Source organism: Methylomarinum sp. Ch1-1, assembly GCF_030717995.2.
GTDB classification, from domain to species: Bacteria; Pseudomonadota; Gammaproteobacteria; order Methylococcales; family Methylomonadaceae; genus Methylomarinum; species Methylomarinum roseum.
In genome coordinates this window covers 3,219,522-3,240,455 of record NZ_CP157743.1, presented here as the reverse complement: position 1 = coordinate 3,240,455, position 20,934 = coordinate 3,219,522, and the positions used below count along the sequence as shown (strand labels likewise).

18 protein-coding genes and 1 riboswitch are annotated in these 20,934 nt (G+C 53.2%); of the genes, 5 read left to right on the top strand and 13 right to left on the bottom strand.

Features of this window, described 5'->3' with window-relative positions; translation table 11 throughout:
- Positions 1–474 precede the first annotated feature (474 nt).
- Positions 475–1,734 (bottom strand): transporter, encoded by a 1,260-nt coding sequence (locus Q9L42_RS14850; RefSeq protein WP_349431333.1) that lies wholly within the window; start codon positions 1,732–1,734, stop codon positions 475–477.
- A 1,459-nt stretch (positions 1,735–3,193) separates the two neighbouring features.
- Here Q9L42_RS14850 and Q9L42_RS14845 point away from each other — a divergent pair.
- From Q9L42_RS14845 to Q9L42_RS14830, 4 genes are all read left to right on the top strand, one after another.
- Positions 3,194–3,697, top strand: a complete 504-nt coding sequence (locus tag Q9L42_RS14845; protein WP_349431332.1) for a DUF1269 domain-containing protein — start codon at positions 3,194–3,196, stop codon at positions 3,695–3,697.
- 304 nt (positions 3,698–4,001) lie between these two features.
- Positions 4,002–5,612, top strand: a complete 1,611-nt coding sequence (locus Q9L42_RS14840; protein ID WP_349431331.1) for a multicopper oxidase family protein — start codon at positions 4,002–4,004, stop codon at positions 5,610–5,612.
- Positions 5,613–5,721: 109 nt separating this feature from the next.
- Positions 5,722–7,125, top strand: coding sequence for a cytochrome c peroxidase (locus Q9L42_RS14835; protein WP_305907632.1), 1,404 nt, complete (start codon positions 5,722–5,724; stop codon positions 7,123–7,125).
- A 607-nt stretch (positions 7,126–7,732) separates the two neighbouring features.
- A complete protein-coding gene (locus Q9L42_RS14830) occupies positions 7,733–8,950 on the top strand; it encodes a D-alanyl-D-alanine carboxypeptidase/D-alanyl-D-alanine-endopeptidase (RefSeq protein WP_305907633.1) in 1,218 nt (405 codons plus the stop codon).
- 225 nt (positions 8,951–9,175) lie between these two features.
- On the opposite strand, the gene Q9L42_RS14825 is transcribed toward Q9L42_RS14830, so the two are convergent.
- The 12 genes from Q9L42_RS14825 to Q9L42_RS14770 are packed head-to-tail and all read right to left on the bottom strand — an operon-like array spanning position 9,176 to position 18,445.
- Positions 9,176–9,532, bottom strand: coding sequence for a (2Fe-2S) ferredoxin domain-containing protein (locus Q9L42_RS14825; RefSeq protein WP_305907634.1), 357 nt, complete (start codon positions 9,530–9,532; stop codon positions 9,176–9,178).
- Positions 9,525–10,901 (bottom strand): precorrin-3B C(17)-methyltransferase, encoded by a 1,377-nt coding sequence (cobJ, locus tag Q9L42_RS14820; protein WP_305907635.1) that lies wholly within the window; start codon positions 10,899–10,901, stop codon positions 9,525–9,527. The genes Q9L42_RS14825 and cobJ overlap by 8 nt, the downstream gene beginning before the upstream one ends.
- Entirely contained in the window at positions 10,901–11,296 is a 396-nt protein-coding gene (locus tag Q9L42_RS14815; protein ID WP_305907636.1) for a cobalamin biosynthesis protein, read from the bottom strand. Before Q9L42_RS14815 ends, cobJ begins: the two co-directional genes overlap by 1 nt.
- Positions 11,296–12,042, bottom strand: a complete 747-nt coding sequence (locus tag Q9L42_RS14810) for a cobalamin biosynthesis central domain-containing protein (protein WP_349431330.1) — start codon at positions 12,040–12,042, stop codon at positions 11,296–11,298. The genes Q9L42_RS14815 and Q9L42_RS14810 overlap by 1 nt, the downstream gene beginning before the upstream one ends.
- An 8-nt stretch (positions 12,043–12,050) precedes the next feature.
- On the bottom strand, positions 12,051–12,827 hold the full coding sequence (cobI, locus tag Q9L42_RS14805) for a precorrin-2 C(20)-methyltransferase (protein ID WP_349431329.1): 777 nt from the start codon (positions 12,825–12,827) through the stop codon (positions 12,051–12,053).
- Entirely contained in the window at positions 12,820–14,118 is a 1,299-nt protein-coding gene (gene cbiE, locus Q9L42_RS14800) for a precorrin-6y C5,15-methyltransferase (decarboxylating) subunit CbiE (RefSeq protein WP_349431328.1), read from the bottom strand. Before cbiE ends, cobI begins: the two co-directional genes overlap by 8 nt.
- Position 14,119: 1 nt before the next feature.
- Entirely contained in the window at positions 14,120–15,220 is a 1,101-nt protein-coding gene (locus Q9L42_RS14795) for a cobalt-precorrin-5B (C(1))-methyltransferase (RefSeq protein WP_305907639.1), read from the bottom strand.
- Between the two features lie 13 nt (positions 15,221–15,233).
- On the bottom strand, positions 15,234–15,902 hold the full coding sequence (locus tag Q9L42_RS14790; protein ID WP_305907640.1) for a precorrin-8X methylmutase: 669 nt from the start codon (positions 15,900–15,902) through the stop codon (positions 15,234–15,236).
- 9 nt (positions 15,903–15,911) lie between these two features.
- The gene (locus tag Q9L42_RS14785; protein ID WP_305907641.1) at positions 15,912–16,763 is read right to left on the bottom strand and encodes a sirohydrochlorin chelatase; all 852 of its coding nucleotides are present in this window, start codon (positions 16,761–16,763) and stop codon (positions 15,912–15,914) included.
- Positions 16,760–17,539: a precorrin-4 C(11)-methyltransferase gene (gene cobM, locus Q9L42_RS14780; protein ID WP_305907642.1), complete on the bottom strand. Its 780-nt coding sequence runs from the start codon at positions 17,537–17,539 to the stop codon at positions 16,760–16,762. The genes Q9L42_RS14785 and cobM overlap by 4 nt, the downstream gene beginning before the upstream one ends.
- Positions 17,532–18,260 carry a CbtA family protein gene (locus tag Q9L42_RS14775; RefSeq protein ID WP_349431327.1) on the bottom strand — a complete coding sequence of 243 codons (729 nt, stop codon included), beginning with the start codon at positions 18,258–18,260 and terminating at the stop codon, positions 17,532–17,534. The genes cobM and Q9L42_RS14775 overlap by 8 nt, the downstream gene beginning before the upstream one ends.
- A gap of 5 nt (positions 18,261–18,265) precedes the next feature.
- Entirely contained in the window at positions 18,266–18,445 is a 180-nt protein-coding gene (locus Q9L42_RS14770) for a CbtB domain-containing protein (protein WP_305907644.1), read from the bottom strand.
- Between the two features lie 112 nt (positions 18,446–18,557).
- Positions 18,558–18,768: riboswitch (cobalamin riboswitch) on the bottom strand.
- A gap of 518 nt (positions 18,769–19,286) precedes the next feature.
- Here Q9L42_RS14770 and Q9L42_RS14765 point away from each other — a divergent pair.
- Entirely contained in the window at positions 19,287–20,855 is a 1,569-nt protein-coding gene (locus Q9L42_RS14765; protein WP_349431326.1) for an ISNCY family transposase, read from the top strand.
- Positions 20,856–20,934 lie beyond the last annotated feature (79 nt).

Here is a 20,934-nt window from a genome sequence, read left to right as displayed (position 1 = left end):
CATCTGACCGTCTGACTAATTTCTTGGCACTTACAAAGACTCCAACAAAGACTCCAACAAAGACTCCAATAAGCAGAAACGATAGGGGACTCCCTTTTAAATTGCGCTGAGTCTTTACGATATGAGCTTCTTTTCAAGCTTCAATAATTTCCCGCTCTGTACACGATAAAAAATCTTAACAATCCGTAATAAATTGATTTGCATGGGTGATTCTGGTTTCTTGTGGGGGGATGGATGCGACTGCAAGGATGCAAAAAGTAGGGCAACGCGGGGAGCGGTTGTCGAGAGCAACGCGAAACCCATCTGTCTAGGCTATTGATGGGTTTCGCTATCGCTGCTACCTACACCGCCATCTTCATGAAACATTGGGCAATATTGTCGTGACATAACACTATAAAGATTGTCGTGACATAACACTATAAAGGAATGCGGGCTCTCAACTTTGGGAAGACAAACTAATCTCGCATCGTCCCGTCAATAAGCCTGGGACAAAAAGTCGAAGGTCATCGGCAGTCTAAGATTGAGTTTAATATCTTGAGCATCTTCTGTCGTGCCTATTCCCAAAGATAAATTGATGTTCGTTTTGGGCGTGAATCTGAATGAATAGCCGATTAATAATTGACCAATATCCAGTTCACTGCCATTCACTGTTTGGCCGTTAATTTCGGATTCAAACACATGCTTATGGGAATAACCCAGGCTAAAGGAAGAGCGTGCATTCAGGGCGAAACCCATGCCGAAACTTAGGCCGACTGCATCGCCTGGGTCGACCTTACCGACATTTTCATTGGTTTCCGCATTGTAGCTGTAACTCAGATTGCCGAAGAAGACGCCTGGATCGCTAGGGTAAAGCGCGGTAATGCTGGGTTGAAAGCTGAAGTAACCGGAGCCGGTGGGTAATTCAGTGGGGAAAACAGCACCCGGTGTGGATTGCACAAAATCAACTTCAAAAGGACTGGTCCCGGTTGGAACCGTCGCCACCATGTTGCCTACAAAAATCGGCCAACCGCCGCTGCCGCTATTGAGTTGATAGCGAGTGGCGAATTCCAGATCCCCAATATCATTGCCGCTGGCGTTAAATATTTCATCTTCACCGACGCCAATGCTAACGGCTCGAGAACGTTGACTGTCGGAGCGGTATACATAAGGAGCTCTGAATTCAAATTCCAATCTGTCTGTGATGCCATAACGCGCCGCTAGGCTTCCAATGAAACTATGGCGCTTAATTTCACGCAGGTCGATTAGGCCGACAGCGATTGCCGGTAAAAATGTAAATGCATCAAGAAAAACTCGATTATTATCGGTATAGGCGTATTCCAATGCAGGCTCGATGACTAGATTGCCTTTTCTGGTTAAGACGCCGCCGACTGTCTCGCTTAATCTTGGGATTTCGGGAGGGCGGGGTTTTTCACTCGCTTGAGGCGGCGCCTGGCCGACCGGTTTGCTCGGTATTTCTATTTTCTTTTTGGGGGATGTCGCGGCTATCACGGTTTGATCGTTATTGGCTTCAGTAGCAGGTGGCTGTGACGAGGGGCTTTGCGCCGCTAAGGAATTGATGCGAGCCTTAAGGATTTCGATCTCTTTGCCTTGTTCTTCGATAATTCGACGTTGTTTCTCGAATTCTTTTTGTTGTTCGGCAAATAGCTGGCGGTATTGTTCTAATGGGTTGTCTCGTTGTAAGTCGTTTTCAGCATAGCCATTTCCGCCATAAAATGACAATAAACAAAAAAACACCTTGTTTAAACAATTCATTCGGAAGTAGCGAGAATTATTAAATGTATTCAAATCCATTCTTTTGCCAGCTTATTTGCCTTACCGGTTTATAAAAATTTATGAAGATGTTAAACCTGGTTTATTTTTGATTCGGTAGAGCTTAATTTATTAGTTTTAGTTATTGTAACTATTCAGTATCTTTCAGGGTTTAGGGAGTAGACCATTGATTTCTCGGGACGCGTGAATACTTCCATGTAAGCTCTGACTGCAACGTCCTGTTGCAGACAGCCCGATAAATCAATAGCCTACTCCCTCTGATAAAAATACGCTGAATAATTACTAGTTATTTTTCTTAAGAATGCGTACAGAGGTCATCTGTTTAAAGCTTTATCGTTATACATATATTGCGGAATGTCTCAATTTGTAGGTTGGGCTGAATGAAATGAAGCCCAACAAATTAGGTGCGCCGGAAATGTTGGGCTTCGTAAGCGCTCAGCCTACCTACGACATATTCGTATATAACGGCAATGTTTAAAGCTGTCTAGTACATAGACTGCTGTTCAATATATACTTATACCGCGCTCAATTCAAGGTAATATCTTAACTCATTAAAGCAATGCCGGACATAACAAAGCGAGGTTAAACTCTCGCCGTTATCCATGAATAGCCGTAGTAGCGGGCGAATGAAGCTTTTTGCGCCGAGTGGGCGTCCGAGAAAAAACAAACCATACAGCAAAACATAACGCTTACGCTGAAAATCTTGGAAACGGAGCGCCAGCGAAGTGAAGATTTTTAGTCCCCGATAGGCGTAGGGCCGATTGTTTTGTCGGAATCGAAGCGAGAGCGAAGGTGGAGACAAAATAAAAAGTCTCCCGAAACGCCGTCAAGTCATTTGTGGGAGTGCGACGGAGCCAGCATCGAGTTTACGATGATATGGCGGAGTGGCACGGACGCAGGACGAATCGGGGCCGCCGGAGGCAATAATCGCCACGTAATTTCTGCCGCTTGCTTGGGCTGGGATGCCCAAAACAAGCTTTCGCAGAAATAGTGGCGCGCTAGTATGAGCTAAGTTTTTACTATGTATTTACATTGGCTGCTTTTTTGCTTTTAACTGATGTGATATCGGTACTAATAATCTTTAAAACAGTCAAACTCTTTAGCTCTTCTGTCTCTATGTTTAGTGGGCTTAAAGTGAGGAATTTATGGGCTTTACCTCTATTAATAAAATGGGTTATCGTTAAGTTAACAAAAGTTTTAAAAATTCAGTTGAGTCAATGCTGATTTAACCGGCGTGTCAAGTTGGCAGGGAGGCATAGCCAATATCCATCATGACAAGTGATTGATATTGTTAGCTAGGAAAACTTTATTCCCGGGATGGGTGTTGAGAATCTCGAATGGCATTGTTCAGCGCTTGCCTCAGGGTTAAACAGCACTTTTGTCATAGGATTAGCCCTTTAGTCATTAACGCGGAGAGAAGGACATGAGAAGAATCTATTTTTTGGCGCCGAATATCGAAATCACCCATAAAATTGTCGATGAATTACGTGTGCAAGGTATCGAAGACCGACATTTGCATATATTGGCCAAACGGGATACACCATTAAAAGATTTGCCTGAAGCGACCGAATTCCAAAAAACCGACTTTATTCCCGCCGTGGAACGGGGAGCTGCGCTAGGTGCGACCACCGGTTTATTGGCCGGGCTGGTAGGCTTGCGTTTTGCCGGTTATGCGATCGCCGGCGGCCCTATTCTAGGCATACTCGTGTATGGGGCGACGATAGGCGCGATGATGAGTGGATTGGCCGGATTACAAGTAGGCAATTCAAAAGTTAAAAAGTATGAAGAGGCGATCGAACAAGGTGAATTGTTAGTCATGGTGGATATTGCCAAAGAACGTATCGAGGAAATCAGTAAAATAATCACCAAGCATCACCCCAAGGCAGAATTCGAGGGCATAGAGCCGCTGCTGCCGCCGGGTTATTAAGGTTGTTTGATTAATTTTGCTATGAAACTGCCTGAACATGTGCATAAGCAGGCGTAATAATTGACAAACTTCAACATAAACTCTTGGACTCTAGCGGACATCGCTCTTTGTGACGGTCAAACAAAAAGGCTGGTTTGACAAGCAATATCAGTTTATTATTAATTACAGATTGCTTGCATTCCAGCCTGTTTTTTGACGAATTCGAAGGGCATGAAGAGGCTGCTGATGCTCTACCTGAAATCATTATTATTCAGATAGATGGTTATATCCCATAATAATTAAATAAAATTTGGAGCATACAGAGATGAAAAAAACGATGGATATACAACGCAGAAGGTTGCTGAAATATACCGGTGTCACAGTCGCTGCGGCAGTCTCTCATCCCGTCTTGGTTTCGGCCAAAACTGCCGCGATGAAAAATCAACCATCGCCCAATTTTAACCCCGATGCGGAGATCGAATTGAAGATGGATTCGGTCCGCATTCCTATCTTTGATGGAAAACCCACCCGGATCTGGAAAATTTCCGGAAACGTAATGAAGGGAAACAAAAATGTCTTGGGTGATATTCCCGGCACTTATCTCGCTCCGACAATACATCTGCACAAGGGGCAAAAAGTTCGTATCTATCTGAGGAATAATTTACCGGCCGAATCGATTCTGCATTGGCACGGTTTGCATGTCCCTGCTGACATGGACGGCAATCCGATGTATGCGATTCATCATGGCCAGACCTATGTCTATGAATTCGAGATTCTAAATCGCGCCGGCACTTATTGGTACCATGCCCACACTCACGGTGTCACCGCTAACCAAGTCTATTCCGGCCTTGCCGGCTTATTTATCGTCAGCGACGATGAAGAGCAAGCACTGGAATTGCCCAGCGGTCAATACGATATACCGCTAGTGATACAGGACCGCAGTTTCGATCGCAACAACCAGTTGCGTTATATCAGTCATATGATGCAGCGCATGCAAGGCTTTCTCGGTGACCGTATTTTTGTCAACGGGGAGCCTGATTTTAAATTGCCGGTCGAAACCCGAGCCTATAGATTGAGGGTGTTGAATGGCTCCAACTCCCGTATTTATAAATTGGCTTGGGATGACGGCTCACCTTTTACCGTCATCGGTGTCGATGGTGGCTTGTTAGAACGCCCGCAACGTTACCCCTATCTGATGCTCGGGCCGGCGGAGCGTCGAGAACTTTGGGTCGATTTTAGCGATTATAAAGTCGGTAGCGAGCTCACGCTGCGCAGCATTCCGTTTTCCGCTTCCGGACATATGATGGGGGGCGGCATGATGGGGGGGCATCGCGGCGGCATGATGGGCGGCGGCATGGGAGGAGGGCGCATGATGGGAGGTGCACTGCCTTTAGGCGGCGATTATCCATTGTTTAAAGTGAAGGTGGTGAAACAAAGCCAAGGTCATCAGCGTTTGCCGGAGCGGTTAACGACGATTGAACCTTTGCATTATAAAGAGGCCGCCAATGCCGATCACCCTAGGAGAATCACCTTATCGATGCGCCATATGTCGGCGTTATTGAATGGTCGTTCCTATAAAATGAACGATGTTAGGGCCGACGAAGTCATACCGGTCAATACCCTGCAAGTCATCGAATTCGACAACGGATTCCATCATGGTATGCATGGCATGATGGCGATGCCGCATCCGATGCATTTACATGGTGAGCAATTTCAAGTTATCAAACGCGAGGTCAATTCTAGGCATCGGCGTGGCTATGATACAGTCGAGGCCGGATTGGTCGACAGCGGTTGGAAAGACACCGTTTTGGTGATGCCGGGCGAAAAGGTCACGGTGCTGAAACCGTTTAACGACTTCAAAGGATTGTTTATGTACCATTGTCATAACCTGGAACATGAAGATATGGGCATGATGCGCGATTTCCTGATCAAGTAAGGATTCGGTCTTGAACCGACCCGAGGTTAATTTAACGACTCACTAAAGCTGGCTCTGTATCCGCACACAAGTTGTTCAATATGAACGCTCTAACAATGGGATTCTGATTATGAAAAAAATAGCATGGTTTTTGCTGTTATTGTCGGCAGTGATGATATTTTTCGCCCTTTCCAATCTGATTGGTTTACAGGGTGAAAACGAATCGATTGCGCCAGTTAAGGGCAGCGGCGAAACTTTTGTCAAAGTTTCGTCGATATTACAGCAGAAATGTGTCTATTGCCATTCGCCCGGCATGGCTCGTATGCCGATATATGCGCAATTGCCGATCGCCAAACAACTGATGCAACATGATATCGAACAAGCCAGTCAACGTCTGCATTTGACCGAAAAACTATACAGCGGGAAAGAAGCATTTACGCCGCTGATGCTGGCCAGGATCGAGAGCGTTATCCGTAACGACAGTATGCCGCCGACGCTATATCTCTTGATGCATTGGACGGGGAGTTTGACTGACGTCGAGAAACAAAGCATCCTCGCATGGATTGCCGAGGAACGTGCGAATCTGCCTTGGGCTCAAGGAGCTGTTGCTTGGCTAAAAGGCGAACCGGTGCAGCCGTTGCCATTGTCGGTCGAGCTGGACGAGGCCAAAGTCGCGCTGGGCGACAAGTTGTTTCATGAACGTTTACTGTCCGGCGATAACACCCTGAACTGCGCGTTTTGCCACGACTTGGCTCGAGGCGGAACCGATCAGTCCAAGGTCGCGACCGGCATACGAGGACAACTAGGACCGATCAATTCCCCGACCGTTTACAATGCGATGTATAACATTTCGCAATTTTGGGATGGCCGAGCGAAGGACTTGCAGGAGCAGGCCGCAGGGCCGGTCGCCAATCCGGTCGAAATGGGCGCCGAGTGGAGCAATGTAGTTGAAAAATTAAAACAAGTTCCCGAATATCAACAGGCTTTCGCCGCATTGTATCCTGAACAGGGTCTGACGAAAATGACCGTGACCGATGCGATCGCCGTTTTTGAAGAGTCGTTGGTGACGCCGAATTCCCGATTCGACCAGTATCTGAGAGGCGATGAGGAAATTCTGAGTGTCGATGAAAAGGAAGGTTATGACTTGTTTAAGAAAAATTGTAGTTCCTGTCATTTCGGGCCAGCGCTAGGTGGTTTGTCCTACGAAAAAATGGGCGTCAAACGCGACTATTTCAAATTACGCGGAGGGCCTTTGACCGAAGTCGATTCAGGCCGTTTCAATGTCACGAAGCAGGAGAAAGACCGCCATTATTTCAAGGTGCCGGTGTTGCGTAACATCGAGTTGACTTTTCCTTATTTTCACGACGGTTCTGTCGAAACGCTTGCCGAGGCGGTAAAAATCATGGCTCAGGTTCAATTAGACAAAACCTTGACCGGTGACCAGATTGGTAAGATAGTCGCCTTTCTGAAAACCCTGACCGGCGAGTATAAAGGCAAACCGCTGACGCAGTTGACGGCAGAAGATCTGAAATAATGATTGTGGCGCTTGGAGCCCTCTGAAAATCAGATCTTCAAGCGTCTTTCTTACGTATTCCTACACTCGCCCTTTCCATCGGGTTTCTTTTGAAGTGCGAAAGTATAACTTCCGGTATCTGCACTATCGTTCCCGCGCTCTGCGTGGGAATGAAGACTGAACCGCTCTGCGGTCAGGGACGCTGAAGCGTCCCTGACCGGGTTTCCACGCATAGCAATCATCGTTATACACATCTTTATGTTCCGGCAGGAATTGCCGGAATCCAGGCTATATGGATGTATTTTGCCCGCCATTCTTGGCGCTGGATACCCTCTTCCCGGCGGGTATGACGAGACTTATGTATAAAGATGAGCGCAGAGCATGGAAACCAATCGGGAAGTTATTTTTAGCATAATCCTTACCGAACTTGATCGCTTTAACGCTTCCTATCAGCATCGGGTATATACTATAAATGTTGATTTAAGAACAAAGCCGCATTGAGCAGAATTCAATTCGAATGTTGATTTAAGAACAAAGCCGCATTGAGCAGAATTCAATTCGCAAGCAACAATTGTTTTCCTATCGTTAAGAGGGAGTTTCTATGTATGTTTCTTTCACATTGAGTCCTATGAAACCTATTCTAACCTGGGTGATTGCGTTAGCGCTTTTGACACCTGTTTCAAGCATTGCGGGTGAGGCCTTGTCGGCTTTTTCCAGACTTAATCATGCGGGTCTGGTTGTATTAGATTCGGGTGGACGGACTGTTCTTGCCGACCATGCCGACAGGCCTTTGATTCCGGCCTCGACGACCAAGCTGGCGACCGCCTGGATGGCGTTAAGGCAGTGGGGCGAAGACTATCGCTTTCGCACCCGATTTTATCTGGACGATGCCAGCAAAACGCTGTGGGTCAAAGGTAGCGGCGATCCTTATCTGGTTTCGGAAGAACTGGAAATTATCGCCAGGAATCTTAAACGGAAAGGTTTGAAACAAATTGAAACCATCGGTTTGGATACGTCGGTTTTTGCTGAAGATTTAGTGTTGCCTGGCACCGGTGCGACCAACAATCCCTACGATGCGGTGCCTAGCGCCGTCGCGGCAAATTTCAACACGGTAAACCTTAAAAAGGTTAGTGGCAGAGTGGCGTCTGCCGAAGCCCATACGCCTCTGACCGCTTATGCGGAAAGTTTAGCGGACTCGATTGGCAATGGTGTCTTGCGGGTCAAAACCGGCCCGAGTCCGCGCGACGCCGAGCGATATTTCGCCGAATTGTTGGCGGCTTTGTTAGGGAAACAGGGTGTCGAAGTTGGTTCTCAGCTTCAGATTGTTTTCGGCCAAGTTCCTAACCGGCCTGTTTTTTATACGCACGTCAACAGCAAGACGCTGGGCGAGATCGTGCGAACGATGCTGAAATATTCCACGAATTTCATCGCCAATCAATTGATTTTAATGCTGAGCTCGGAAACCTATGGCCGCCCGGCCAACACCGCCGATGTGCAGCGTTATATGGAAGAAAAGCTATCCCGCCGCTTTGCCTGGAAAAATTTTGCTTTGGCCGATGGCGCCGGCTTGTCCCACACTAACCGTCTATCGCCGCAACAGTTGACCGAGTTGTTACAGGCTTTTCGCCCTTGGAAGCATTTGTTGCCGGAAATTGAACCCGGCATCTACGCGAAATCCGGAACGCTAAACGGCGTCAGCGCGTTGGCGGGTTATTTCGTCGAGCATGGCCGGTGGCGGCCTTTTGCCATTGTCATGAACGAGAAGGTGCCTTATCGCTTGAGAAACCGTATTGCCCGTGAACTGTCGACGAAACAAGGCGCCAATGTCGCCAGCTTTTTCGATTAACTGAACGGTATTTCCGAATTCGGCCATTATGTGAAGTTTCCTTTTATGTATAGTGGTGTTGCCGCGAGCGAGATGCGATACCAGCCAGTCAGTAGATCGAAATATAGAAGATCTGAATGTCGGATTTTTAGCGCTCGCCGGATAGCTAATTGAGATTTATATAACGGATACCGTTAGTAAGTAATCTCGAATAGCCGACCGGAAATACCTGATTAAATCTCCCTATTAGTCATATTCGCATCCGGGGCCGTGATGAAAAATCAGCTCATCCACCGGCGCGCCGCCGAGCAAATGCTGCTCTATGATACGGTCGAGATTGGCTTCGGTGACGTTGTAATACCAAACGCCATCTGGCTGCACGCAGACGATAGGCCCCGCCTTGCAGGTGGCGAAACAAGCCGTGCGGGTGCGTTTCACCCGTAACGCGCCCTTATCCAGACCCGCCGCCTTGAACTTTGCGCCCAGGCTGTCGAACAAGGCCTGAGATTCGCCGTTTTGCGTACAACGAGGACCGGTGCAGACCAGCAAATGGCGTTTGTAATCGCCCAGCTTGGGTTTTTCGGGAATAGTCGTGTCATTCATCGTTTTTCTCTTGTTCGGAAATATCGTCTTCTGTAAAGCTTGGCGTTTGACCGAATTGTTCGATGGCTTGCTGGAAGCACTCAAGAGCATTCTGGTCGAATTGACCGCCCGCTTTGACCAGCAGCAACGAACAAATCGCTTCTCCGTGAGCGTCTAGCAAATACATTCCCCGTTGTTTGTCGCCCTGACTGAAAAACCAGGCGCTGGCGATGCGGCCGGTATCGACATGCAAATGGCAATGCTTGTTGGTTAAATTCAGCCATGAATCCTTCCGGGTCAGGTTTTGCGCTTCCAACAGGATTTCGGCGATGGCGCCATGACTGCGCACCACGGCCCGCAGTCGCCCCCAATTCCGTGCGGTAACCAGCACGTCTTCCAGCTGATCGTCAGCTATTGGCCGGGCCAGCATCGTTCCAGCATCATCTTCTTCTCCGGCTTTCGCGACAGCCGCCACTATTTCGCCCAACGGCGCGTCGAAATGCGCGGCGACGTCGCGAAGGTTCGCCTCCGGATGCTCGCCAATATGACGGCGCACGCAGGCATGCCAGCCGTTAAGCCCCATACTCAGCGAACGGCCCGCCTGCTCGCCGTTTTTGGTGTCGCCTGTAAGGGTGTCATATTTATTGGCATAGCCGCGCGGCGTCACCATCAAGCCTTCGCGAACGAAGGTGCTGCTGTTGCCGATCAATACCGTGCATAGCATGCCGATCTCGCAATCGGCCATATGCGCCAATGTCGTCATCTGAATAGACTGACGCCGCCGGTAGCCGGATTTGACGATCGCCACCGGCGTCTCCGGCCGGCGATGCAACAGCAAGATCCGTTGCGCCTCGACGATCTGCCCGGTGCGGCGGCCGCTTTTCGGGTTGTACAGCCCGACGACGAAATCTGCCCGAGCCGCGGCTTCCAACCGGCGGGCGATGGTCGGCCACGGCGTCAGCAAATCGGATAACGAGATCGAACAAAAGTCGTGCGTCAGCGGCGCGCCGACCAGCGCCGCGCAAGCATTCAAGGCCGTCGCGCCGGGAATGACTTCGACGCTTAATTCGCTATCCGGCGTCCAGCCGGCCTGGAACAAGACTTCGTAGGTCGGTCCCGCCATGCCGTAAACCCCGATGTCGCCCGACGACACCAGTGCGACCGTTTTACCCAATCGGGCATGTTCGTAAGCCTCGATGCTGCGATCCAGCTCTTCGGTCATGCCTTTACGGATCACTTCCTTGCCGTCAAGCAGGTCCTGCACCAATTTGATGTAAGTGGAATAACCGATCACCACATCCGCTTCGGCGATGGCGTCGAGGGCGCGTTGGCTCATATGCTCCGGCGCGCCGGGGCCGAAACCTACCAATAAAATTTTGCCTTTGTTCATCAGTCTCTCATGTTGACTATCGAAACCGTGGCGTTTTTACCGTCCTCGCCGCGGTATTTGTGTTTTTCCAGTAATAAGGCCGACATAGTCGCATTGGCCGCCAACAGCGCGGCCGCTTCAGCGACTGCGGGCGTGCCCATGTATTTGCGCACGGTTTCCGACGGATTCGGCACATCGACTTGCGCCAGTTGTTGCGCGCTGAAAAATTGCAAGGGCCAGCCGTGCCGCTGCGCCAGCTGTAAAATCGCGGCCTCGTCGTTTTTCTTGTCGATGGTCGCCAGGCCGGCAACGGCGCGCTTGTCCAAACCCGCCAGAACCAAAGCCTGGTCGACCGCGCTCTGCAAAGTAGCTGGCGAGGTATCGCGATCGCAGCCCAGACCCAGTATGACTTTCATCAGTTCTGATCCAGCGGCGGGCGATAAACCACCAGACGTTCGGCGAGTTTTTCCCAGCATCCGGGCTCGATGTCGCGACGGGTAACCCATAGCACGGCGCGATAATGGTCGAGATCGACCTGTTCAAAACTATCGAACACATGGATATTGCCGGGCAGCGGCGTCGGCCGCGACCACCAGTTCTTGGCGCCGGCCTCCTGCACGAAGGCAACCGGCTCTTCGTTGACGACATGCGCCGATACGCGGGTGATGTTGATTTTCGGCGCCTCGACCCGCCAGCCCAATTCCCGGCCCAGAATATCCACCGGGATGGTTTTGCCGACATCGGACGCCGTGGTCAATACGGCTTGCGCATCCAACAGCGCCGCCAACCGTTCGGCAAAGGCGTTGGCCCCGCCGACATGGCCGGACAACACCGGAATCACGAATTTCCCGGCATCGTCGATGACGACCACGCCGGGATCTTCATCCTTGGATTTAAGGTGCGGTGCAACAAGCCTGACCACCGCGCCCAGCGAAATGAACAGCACCAACTGATCGTAGTTTTCAAACAGCCTGCCGATATTCGTGCGCAAGGCGCCTGGCAATACTTCGATGGGATTGGCGATAGCCGGCAAATCGGCGGCGAATTTTTCCGAAACCGCCAAATGGGATTCGGGTAAGTGCGCGGCCAGGTCCAGGGCTTGCGAAAGGCCGTGTTTGGTGATCGCGACCAGGGCGATACGGGGTTCGGACAGTGAATTCATGATAGTATTTAGCTCGTTGTGGTTTTCTTGCGGCAGCCGCGAATCAGTTCGCCACGCCGCCGGTGCGGATTGCGGATCAGCAGCAAGGACAAATAGTTGACCTTTGCGCCGCGCAGATGCTCGATATCGCGCTCGACCCGTTCCTCCGGCGCGCCGGCCTTTTCGACGAAGGCCGCTTGCGCCAGCAGATTGCGGCGCTGCAATAAATCGATGATGTCGTCCAATAACGGTTTGACTTTCAGCAAGATCAGCGTGTCGAAATCGTCCAGCAAACGTTCGATCATGCCGATGCCATAACCGGCCGGAATGATCGCGACGGTCTCGTCGGTATCGGCCAGCGGCATCGCCACGCGCGCGGCGGCGGCGTTGAAAGACGACACGCCGGGTACGGTTTCTATCGCGACGGCGGCTTCCAAAGCCTCTACGGTGCGGGCCAGATGGCCGAAAGTCGAATAGGTGGAGGCGTCGCCCTCGACCAGAAACAGCACGTCCCGACCGCTGTGCAGATGCGCCAATACGGTTTCGGCGGCGCGCAGCCAGTAGCCGGCCAAAATCTCGGTATCGTGGGTCATCGGAAAGATCAACGCCGACTGTTGCGGCGGCAGGGCTAAGCCGCCGCGCAAGGCGATTTGCAAGGCATGGCTGTCGGCGCCCTTGCGCCGGACAGGATAAGTCCAGCAGCAATCTCGTCGCTGCAACAATTCCCAGGAGCGGCGGGTTATCAGGCCGGGATCGCCGGGCCCCAGCGAGACGCCGAACAGACGCCCTGGTGTACGCTCATTCATCGTTTGTTTCCTGTGGCGCACCGGATTGCGCGCAAACGATCCAGATCGGGTTTTCGGCTTGCAAGCGGTGCATGTGCAAAATCGGTTTGCTGCGTGCGGCTTGCAGCTGCACCACATCCCAGTCGGCGCCGGCCGCTTTCAACGCCTCTGTGGCCGTGGCCAGGTTTTCCAGCGTTGCGAAGTTCATGACCAACTGGCCGCCTTCGCGCAAACGATTCAGACATAGTGCAATCAGCTCGCGCAATTCGCCGCCGGAGCCGCCGATGAATACCGCATCGGGATCGGGCCAGCTTTCCAGGCCATCCGGCGCGCGGCCGTGGCGCAGCGTGTAGTTGCTGACTTGCAGACTGCTGCGGTTGGCCGACACGATGGCCACGTCTTCGGCGTTTTTCTCGCTGGCGTAGACATGGCCTTGCGGGCATAACCGCGCGGCCTCCAGGCCGACCGAACCGGAACCGGCGCCGATATCCCAGACGACGCTGTCGGGCTTGAGCGCCATTCGCGCCAATGAGACGGCGCGCACTTCGCGTTTGGTGATCAGGCCTTTATCGGGCTTGCGTTGTCGATAGCGCCGGTCCGGCAGGCCGAACAGCGCTTCTTGTTTAACAGGCTTGCGCCGGATCAGCACGATATTGGGGTCGGCGAAACGGCGGCCGGCGGCCTCGTCGACCGACAGCCAACCCGAGTTAGCTTCTTCGGCTTGCATCAGTTGGGCGGCCACCGCGATGTCGTAATCTTCGGTCAGTTCTTCCCGTTGCAACATACGGGCGATGCGGTCCGGGGTGTTGTCAGGGCTGGTCAACACCGCCGTCAACGGCGATTGCCGCAATAGTTGCAACAATCCGTACAAACCATGCCGGGCATCGGCGCCGCAAATCCATTCGCCGGCATCGCGGCTATGCACCGAACCGATGCGCACCTCTTGCCAGGCCAGCCCCAAACGCGCGCAGGCCAATTGCAGCATGGACAGGTTGGGTAGAATTTGTAGGCGTTCGCGGCCGAGTTTGTCGATCAGAAAATGGGCGATGCCGTGACATAAGGGATCGCCGGTCGCGACGACCACGACTTTTTTGCCGGTTTGTTGTGCCTCAGCTATCCACAATGGCACGCGGCTTAATTGACCGGTCAGGTCGCGGCGTTCGGCGCTTGGCGCTATTACATCGGTCAACAAAGCCAATAATCGCGATCCGCCGATCACGACTTCGGCCTGCTGCAGATACGCCAAGGCGTCGGCCGTCAGACTGCGGCTGCCGTTGTCCAATACGCCGATGATTCGGCAGGGTTCCATCATCTCAAAGTTCTCCTGCGACTTCGGCCAACTTGTTGCCGTCGAAATCGCACATCAATATGCGTAAATGAAATTGTCCGGCATAGCGCTCGCGTAACGTGGCGATGACGCGCCGGCCCAATGCCCGATAAAACGGATCGATCAAGCCCAATTCCTCCATGCGCTCACTGGCGTAACGGGCCATTTCCGATTGCCGAATCTCGTTGCAAACGGCCGGAGGAGCGCCAATCTCGGCGGCGATGTTCGCCAACAGATCGGTATTGACCGCGCTGCGGTTGGCATGGGTGATGGTTTCGCCTTGGGCAATCTTGGTCAGCTTGCCGACCATACCGCCGATCACCACGTGGCGAATCCCGCATTTGACTACGGTGTCCAGCGCGTATTTCAGGAAATCGCCCATCTGCACGAAGCAGGCCGGAGCCAGTTCGGGTAATTCGCGCATCGTGAACTTTTCGGTGCGGCCGCCGGTGGTCAATACCACGACAGCCTGGCCCTGATTGGCGGCCACTTCGATGCCTTGAATCACGCTGGCCCGAAACGCGGCCGTCGAATAAGGATGAACGATGCCGGTCGTACCCAGAATCGAAATCCCGCCGACTATGCCCAGACGATCATTCAGCGTTTTTTTCGCCAATTCTTCGCCACCCGGCACCGAAATGGTCACTTCCAGGCCCCTTTGTCGCAGCAACGGTCCTGCGGCGGCGCGGACGTTGGCTTCGATATTGCGGCGCGGCGCCGGATTGATCGCCGGTCCGCCGACTTCCAAACCCAAGCCTTGCATCGTCACCGTGCCGACCCCATCCCCGCCTTTCAAAATCACGGTATTCGCTGGTTCGGGAAGCAGGCGCAGGTCGGCGGTCAGCGGGGCCTTGTCGGTGACGTCCGGGTCGTCGCCGGCATCCTTGATGACCACCGCATGCGCCGATAGGCCATCGCAGAATGCATCGCTGACGCTAAACCATACCCGTTGCCCATTCGGCAACTCGCATTCGACTGTTTCCGGCACGCTGCCGGTTAATAGCCCCAACGCCGCGGCCCGCGCCGCCGCTGCGGAGCAGGCGCCGGTGGTATAGCCTTTGCGAGTGCCTTTGCGTTTACGTTCCACGCGCCGCTTCAGCCTATGCCGCTTGTTGCGCTTCGGCCAAGGCCAGCAAGGCGTGGATGGCGGCCACCACTAGTGTCGATCCGCCCTTGCGGCCATCGATGACGATCCAGGGGATGGTTTCGGTTTCGGTTTCGCTGAGCTGCGCCTTGGATTCGGCCGCCGAAACGAAACCGACCGGCATGCCGATGACCAGGGCCGGCCGCAGCTTTTCCTCCCGCACCATGCGCACCACTTCCAGCAAGGCGGTCGGCGCATTGCCGATCGCGACGATGCCGCCATCCAGCAAATTCAGGCGTTGCGCCTTGCGCATCGCCTGCACGGCGCGCGTGCTGTTTTCGGCTTTGGCCTGGGCGATGACGTCTTCGTCGGCGATGAACTGATGAGTGGTGACATTAAAATGATTCAGGCGCGGCGTAGAGAGGCCGACGCAAATCATTTCTACGTCGGCCACTATCGGCGCACCGCTTAATAGCGCTTGCACCCCGGCTGCCACAGCCTGCGGCGCAAATTGGGTCAAACCGTTGAATTCGAAATCGGCCGTGGCATGGATCATCCGGCGGACCACTTGCCATTCCTCGGTCGAATAGCCATGCGGGCCGGCTTCGGCATCGACGATGGCAAAGGAGTCGTGTTCGATTTGACGACCGGCATGGGTCAGTTGTTCGGTGACGATGTTTTTCATAAGGCGTTTTCAAGCATGGTGATGATGACCGTGACCATGATCGGCGGCGAATTCGCGATATTTACAGCCGTCGCATTCCATCATCATTGGTTGGGTGTTGGAAGTGGCTTCCTCTATGCGTTGATCCAGCAGTTCGTAAATTTCGTCCTCGAAACCCAGATAATCGCCGAGGGCAAAGTTAACTTGCGGATACTGGCTTTGCAGCCGCTCCATCTGACGGCGTATGCGTTCGATCAAGGTGCCGGTGAACAGATAAAACGGCAACACCACGATCTGCCGCATCTCTTGCCTGATCTGGCGCTGCACTACCGATTCCAAGCGCGGATGGGTGATGCCGGTAAAGGCGATATCGACCAGATCATGATCGCTTTCTTCGTACAGCCAGCGCGCGATTTTGGCGACTTCGCCGTTAGCGACCCGATCCGACGAACCGCGCCCCAACACGATGACGCCGGTATTGCGCGGGTCCGGCGCGTCCAAGGCATGCATCGCTTTGCTTAGATTGCGTTTCATCGCGGTCAGGATTTCCTCGCATGCGCTCAGGTGCCGGCAATAGATGAACTCGACAGCCGGATAGCGCAAACGGGCATGTTCGATATGCTCGGGGATTTCCATCTTGACGTGGCCGGCGGCATTTAGAATCAACGGCACGACGACGACCTGGCCGCCGCGTTGCGCCGCTTTATCCAGGCCCTCGTCCAACAGCACGTCGGCAAATTCTATGAAGCAGACTTCGATATGGCGTTGCGGTTGGCGTTTTCGCCATTCGTCGGCAAAGGCCAGAATTTCCAGATTGCCGGAGGCTTCGCGCGAGCCGTGGCCGACCAATAAAACGGTTTGTGTTTGTAAGTTTGAATTCATGTTTTCGTGGCCTTGCGGAAGCGATGCGAAAAACCGGCATCGTAGAGTTTGGAATGCTGAATCTCGGGCCAATAACGAGCGCCGAGCGCCGGGCTGGCGATGATCATCGCCTGGCTGTTAATCTTTTCGGCGCGGCAACGCTCCCGAATGTCTTGCAAGGTGCCGCGCACGATTTTCTCCTCGCCGGGCCAACTGGCTTTTTGCACCACCAGCATCGGCGCAGTCTCGGGCCAGCCTGCGGCCAGCAAGGCTCTCTGCACCTCGGCCAACAGCGTAATCGACAAGAAAAGACATAAGGTGCTGCGGTGCGCAGCCAGAGCTTCCAGTTCTTCGCCGGCCGGCATCGGTGTGCGCCCGGCGACTCGGCTCAAGATCACGGTTTGCGTGACTTCCGGCAGCGTCAAGGTTTCGCCGGCCGCAGCCGCCGATGCCAATGCCGAAGAAACGCCGGGCACTACCGCCCAGTCGATGCCGGCTTGATCCAGCGGCCGTACCATTTCGGTCAACGCGCCGTAAAGACAGGGGTCGCCGGTTTGCAGCCGGATGACGGTTTCATGTTGCCCGGCCTGCTCGATCAACCATGCGGTGATGTCGCCCAGCGTCATGTCTTTGGAATCTCGAATCAGACATCCGGCAGGGGCGTATAAGGTGGCCGCTTCATTAACCAAAGAGCCGGCAAACAACACCGCACCGGCTTGGGCCAATAAGCGTTGACCTTTGACGGTAATCAGTTCGGGGTCGCCTGGACCGGCGCCGACAAACCAGACTTTAGCCATGTGCGCTCTCCCGTGCCGGCGAAAGCGGATCTTGCTTTTTCGGCTCGAAACGAATCGCCAACGCCGCCGACAAGCCGCCCAAGGCCAGCCAGAACAGCAAATTGCCGAGACTGGTCGCCTGTACGAATTGCGCTTCCAATGCTGCCGGCGCCAGACTTGTCGCGATGGCCGGTTGCGGTGCGCCTATCGCATGTGGGAGGAATATCAGCAAAGCGCCGGCCCATTTTAAGACCTTATGGTTTTGCAGAAACAACAGTCCCAGGCCGGCTGCCGTCGCGCAAACCGTCGCCAACCACCAATATTGGCGGGCGACTAACTCGGCGGACTCGGCGCCGGGCAATTCCGGCGGCAGTCCCAAGCTTGGGGCTAGGAAAAACACCGCATATCCCGCCAAGCCCCATGCAAGGCCATTAGTCCAGCGCGAAGGCTTCCGCAAGCAATAGGCGCCCGTCAACATCGAGGCGAAACCGATGGCCATAAGGATGTTGCCGCTGACCGTCGCCAGCGTTCGTTGCCAGCCGTCCTCGGGCTGCCAGGCTTCGTCTAGGTGTTCATGACCGGCAATGGCGTCCGCTGATAAATCGGATGCCGACGACAGGGTTGTTTCAAAGGTCTCGGCTTGCAGAATCAACGGCGTAACCCATAGAATTTGAATCAGGGATAACAATATCGCCGCCGCAATTCCGGAAATGCCGGCAGACAACAGTAGTGATTTCGACATGCTCATCAGTGGCAAGGAAAACCGGTGGCGTGGCGGGTGTCGTGAGTCGTATTGTGTACTTCGGCAAGCGGCTTAAAACCAACGGCCAGCACCATGGATGCGCCGAACAGTATCATGGATACGCCAGAGATAATGCGCGCATCGAGCGCGGCAGCCAAAGTGGAAAACGTGGATTGAAAAAACATGTCAGTCTCCTCGAACAAAGTGGATTTCGGGAGCAGACTGGATAGGAAAATGACGCGTACAGAGACGGATTTCGAGAAGGTCTCCTGCCTGCGCTCTCCCACCGAGAGTCAGCAACCATAATTAGATCAGGCCGGTCTTCTGGCTCACCGTCATTTGAAATCGTCCACCTTCCCACACAAAACGCGCAGTGGCATCAGGACGAATCATCAGGCTTACAGCAGCGGGGGCTGCGCCGGACTCGATAGATAACTATCTCACCGGACTTCCCGTTTAACTTCGGCACACATATGCGGACCGAAGCACCTTATCGTTTAGCCAGTATAAATCATACGTGGTAAAAATGGCTACGTTTTTTGTTAATCCTCCTAAATTTTGTACTATCAAATGCCTTGAAGGCATATAAGAGGGGGTGTTACGAAAAATGAAGCCGACGTTTGTGGAACAATAGGCTCAATGTCATAAGGGTCGCAGCGCCGGCATAAGGTTAAGGGACGAACCAGTTTCGCCTTTTACGATGTTCGGCGCCTCATTGCCGAGGCCTCGCTCAGTGTGGATTTTGATAGGATTTACCACAAACCAGCCAATCCCACGAAAAATTCGCTGGTCGAGGTGCTGTTACGCATGGTGGCTTGATGAATTTTTAGAAAACTTCAGCTAGTTAGTGCCTGACCGAAAATTGATTATCCCTAAAATAATCAATGGGATATAATGAATTCCGGGAAATGAGTTTGCAGCCCAAAATCACGATTGTTGCGTTGCTCAATCCGTAAGGTACTGATTTTGGGTGAGCGCCGCCATAAAAATTTACGAAAACCAGAAATCTTCGTCCGTTGAAATCCTATGCGCACCGTCAAGAATCCGCAAATGAGCCTCGGTCAGGTCGATATTGCCGACATCGAGATTAACCTCAAATCCAGAGACGACATCCCGCAACTGCTGCTAGGGTTGCAGTACATCTATACCACGCCCGAACTGCGCGACCGTGTGTTCGCCATCCTCGAGCAGGTTATCCCCTACCGAAGCGGTCAGGGCCTTAGCGAAGCAGAGCGTCAGCAACCCGCTGACCCAGGGCGCGGTCGGCCCGGCCTGGAACAATGGAAAATTCTAGTGCTGGGCGTTTTGCGTCTGGGCCTGAATACCGACTATGACCGCATCCATGAACTGGCCAACCACCACAATACCATTCGACAGATGCTGGGCCATAGCGACTGGTGTGACGACACGAAGTATTCTCTCCAGCGCATCAAAGACAATCTGAGGCTGTTCACCCCGGAACTGTTCGATCAAATCAACCAGGAAGTGGTCAGAGCCGGCCATGCCCTGGTAAAAAAAAAGCCAAACGCTGGGCCAACCGTCCGCAGTGACTCGACTGCCGCCGCGACGGTCGACCACAGCGATAAACTGAGAGGACGGTGCGATTCCTTTGTGGTCGAAACCGACGTCCATTTTCCGACCGACATCAACCTGCTGTATGATGCGATCCGCAAAGCCATTGAAGAGAGTCATACGCTGGCGAAACACTATGACCTGCCGGACTGGCGCCAATACCGGCACAACATCCGGCGACTCAAACAACAGTACCGAAGAGCTCAACAGCTCAAACGCTCCACCAGCCAGGATGAAAACAAACAAGCCGTACGGGAACAAGCCATCCAACAGGCTCATCAGACCTACCTGGACCTGGCGAGCGCCTACCTGGGCAAATCCGAGCGCACCTTAAAACAAGTCCTGGACCGTGGCGCCCTGGCCGATGAAACGCAGCCGTTGCAATCCTACCAGGCCTATGCCCGCCTGCTGCTGGACCAAATTGAGCGCCGCGTCATACGCAGCGAGACCATCCCTCATGCCGAAAAGATCTTCTCCGTGTTTGAACCGCACACCGAATGGATCAGCAAAGGCAAAGCAGGCGTCCCGGTTGAGTTGGGTTTAAGGGTCTGCGTGATGGAGGACCACCATCGCTTCGTTCTTCACCACCTAGTGATGGAAAAGCAAACCGATGACAAAGTCGCCGTCGACATGGTCACCGAAACGCGCCGGCGCTTCCCCGAACTGACCGTGACCAGCTTCGACAAAGGCTTTCACAGCCCGGCTAACCAAAAGGAACTGAAAAATCATCTGGAACAGGTGGTTTTGCCCAAAAAAGGCCGACTCAGCGCCGCGGATCAAGCGCGGGAAGGCAGCAATGCTTTTAAACAACTACGCCACCAACACTCCGCCGTGGAATCGGCCATCAATGCCCTGGAGCATAACGGCTTGGATATCTGCCCCGACCACGGCCTCTATGGCTTCAAACGCTATGTCGCACTGGCGGTCGTCTCGCGCAATATCAAACGGTTGGGCGCCATCCTGCGTCAGCAGGCGCAGGCGAAAGAAAAACGCAAGCGCGGCCCCTACCAACAAGCGGCCTGAACAATACCATCGGAGTGAGAAAAGGCTCACTACAGGATAGTTGCGTCCGCAGACCGGTGAATGGCCCGCTAATGAAGAA

Bases quoted from the DNA above. Each gene is read 5' to 3' on its own strand.
- Q9L42_RS14810 (WP_349431330.1), bottom strand. From the start codon at position 12,042: ATGAATTCACTGTCCGAACCCCGTATCGCCCTGGTCGCGATCACCAAA.
- cobM (WP_305907642.1), bottom strand. From the start codon at position 17,539: ATGGCTAAAGTCTGGTTTGTCGGCGCCGGTCCAGGCGACCCCGAACTG.
- Q9L42_RS14790 (WP_305907640.1), bottom strand. From the start codon at position 15,902: ATGAAAAACATCGTCACCGAACAACTGACCCATGCCGGTCGTCAAATC.
- cobI (WP_349431329.1), bottom strand. From the start codon at position 12,827: ATGAATGAGCGTACACCAGGGCGTCTGTTCGGCGTCTCGCTGGGGCCC.
- Q9L42_RS14840 (WP_349431331.1), top strand. From the start codon at position 4,002: ATGAAAAAAACGATGGATATACAACGCAGAAGGTTGCTGAAATATACC.
- Q9L42_RS14830 (WP_305907633.1), top strand. From the start codon at position 7,733: ATGAAACCTATTCTAACCTGGGTGATTGCGTTAGCGCTTTTGACACCT.
- Q9L42_RS14785 (WP_305907641.1), bottom strand. From the start codon at position 16,763: ATGAATTCAAACTTACAAACACAAACCGTTTTATTGGTCGGCCACGGC.
- Q9L42_RS14765 (WP_349431326.1), top strand. From the start codon at position 19,287: ATGCGCACCGTCAAGAATCCGCAAATGAGCCTCGGTCAGGTCGATATT.
- Q9L42_RS14770 (WP_305907644.1), bottom strand. From the start codon at position 18,445: ATGTTTTTTCAATCCACGTTTTCCACTTTGGCTGCCGCGCTCGATGCG.
- Q9L42_RS14775 (WP_349431327.1), bottom strand. From the start codon at position 18,260: ATGTCGAAATCACTACTGTTGTCTGCCGGCATTTCCGGAATTGCGGCG.
- Q9L42_RS14825 (WP_305907634.1), bottom strand. From the start codon at position 9,532: ATGAATGACACGACTATTCCCGAAAAACCCAAGCTGGGCGATTACAAA.
- Q9L42_RS14815 (WP_305907636.1), bottom strand. From the start codon at position 11,296: ATGAAAGTCATACTGGGTCTGGGCTGCGATCGCGATACCTCGCCAGCT.
- cbiE (WP_349431328.1), bottom strand. From the start codon at position 14,118: ATGATGGAACCCTGCCGAATCATCGGCGTATTGGACAACGGCAGCCGC.
- Q9L42_RS14845 (WP_349431332.1), top strand. From the start codon at position 3,194: ATGAGAAGAATCTATTTTTTGGCGCCGAATATCGAAATCACCCATAAA.
- cobJ (WP_305907635.1), bottom strand. From the start codon at position 10,901: ATGAACAAAGGCAAAATTTTATTGGTAGGTTTCGGCCCCGGCGCGCCG.
- Q9L42_RS14835 (WP_305907632.1), top strand. From the start codon at position 5,722: ATGAAAAAAATAGCATGGTTTTTGCTGTTATTGTCGGCAGTGATGATA.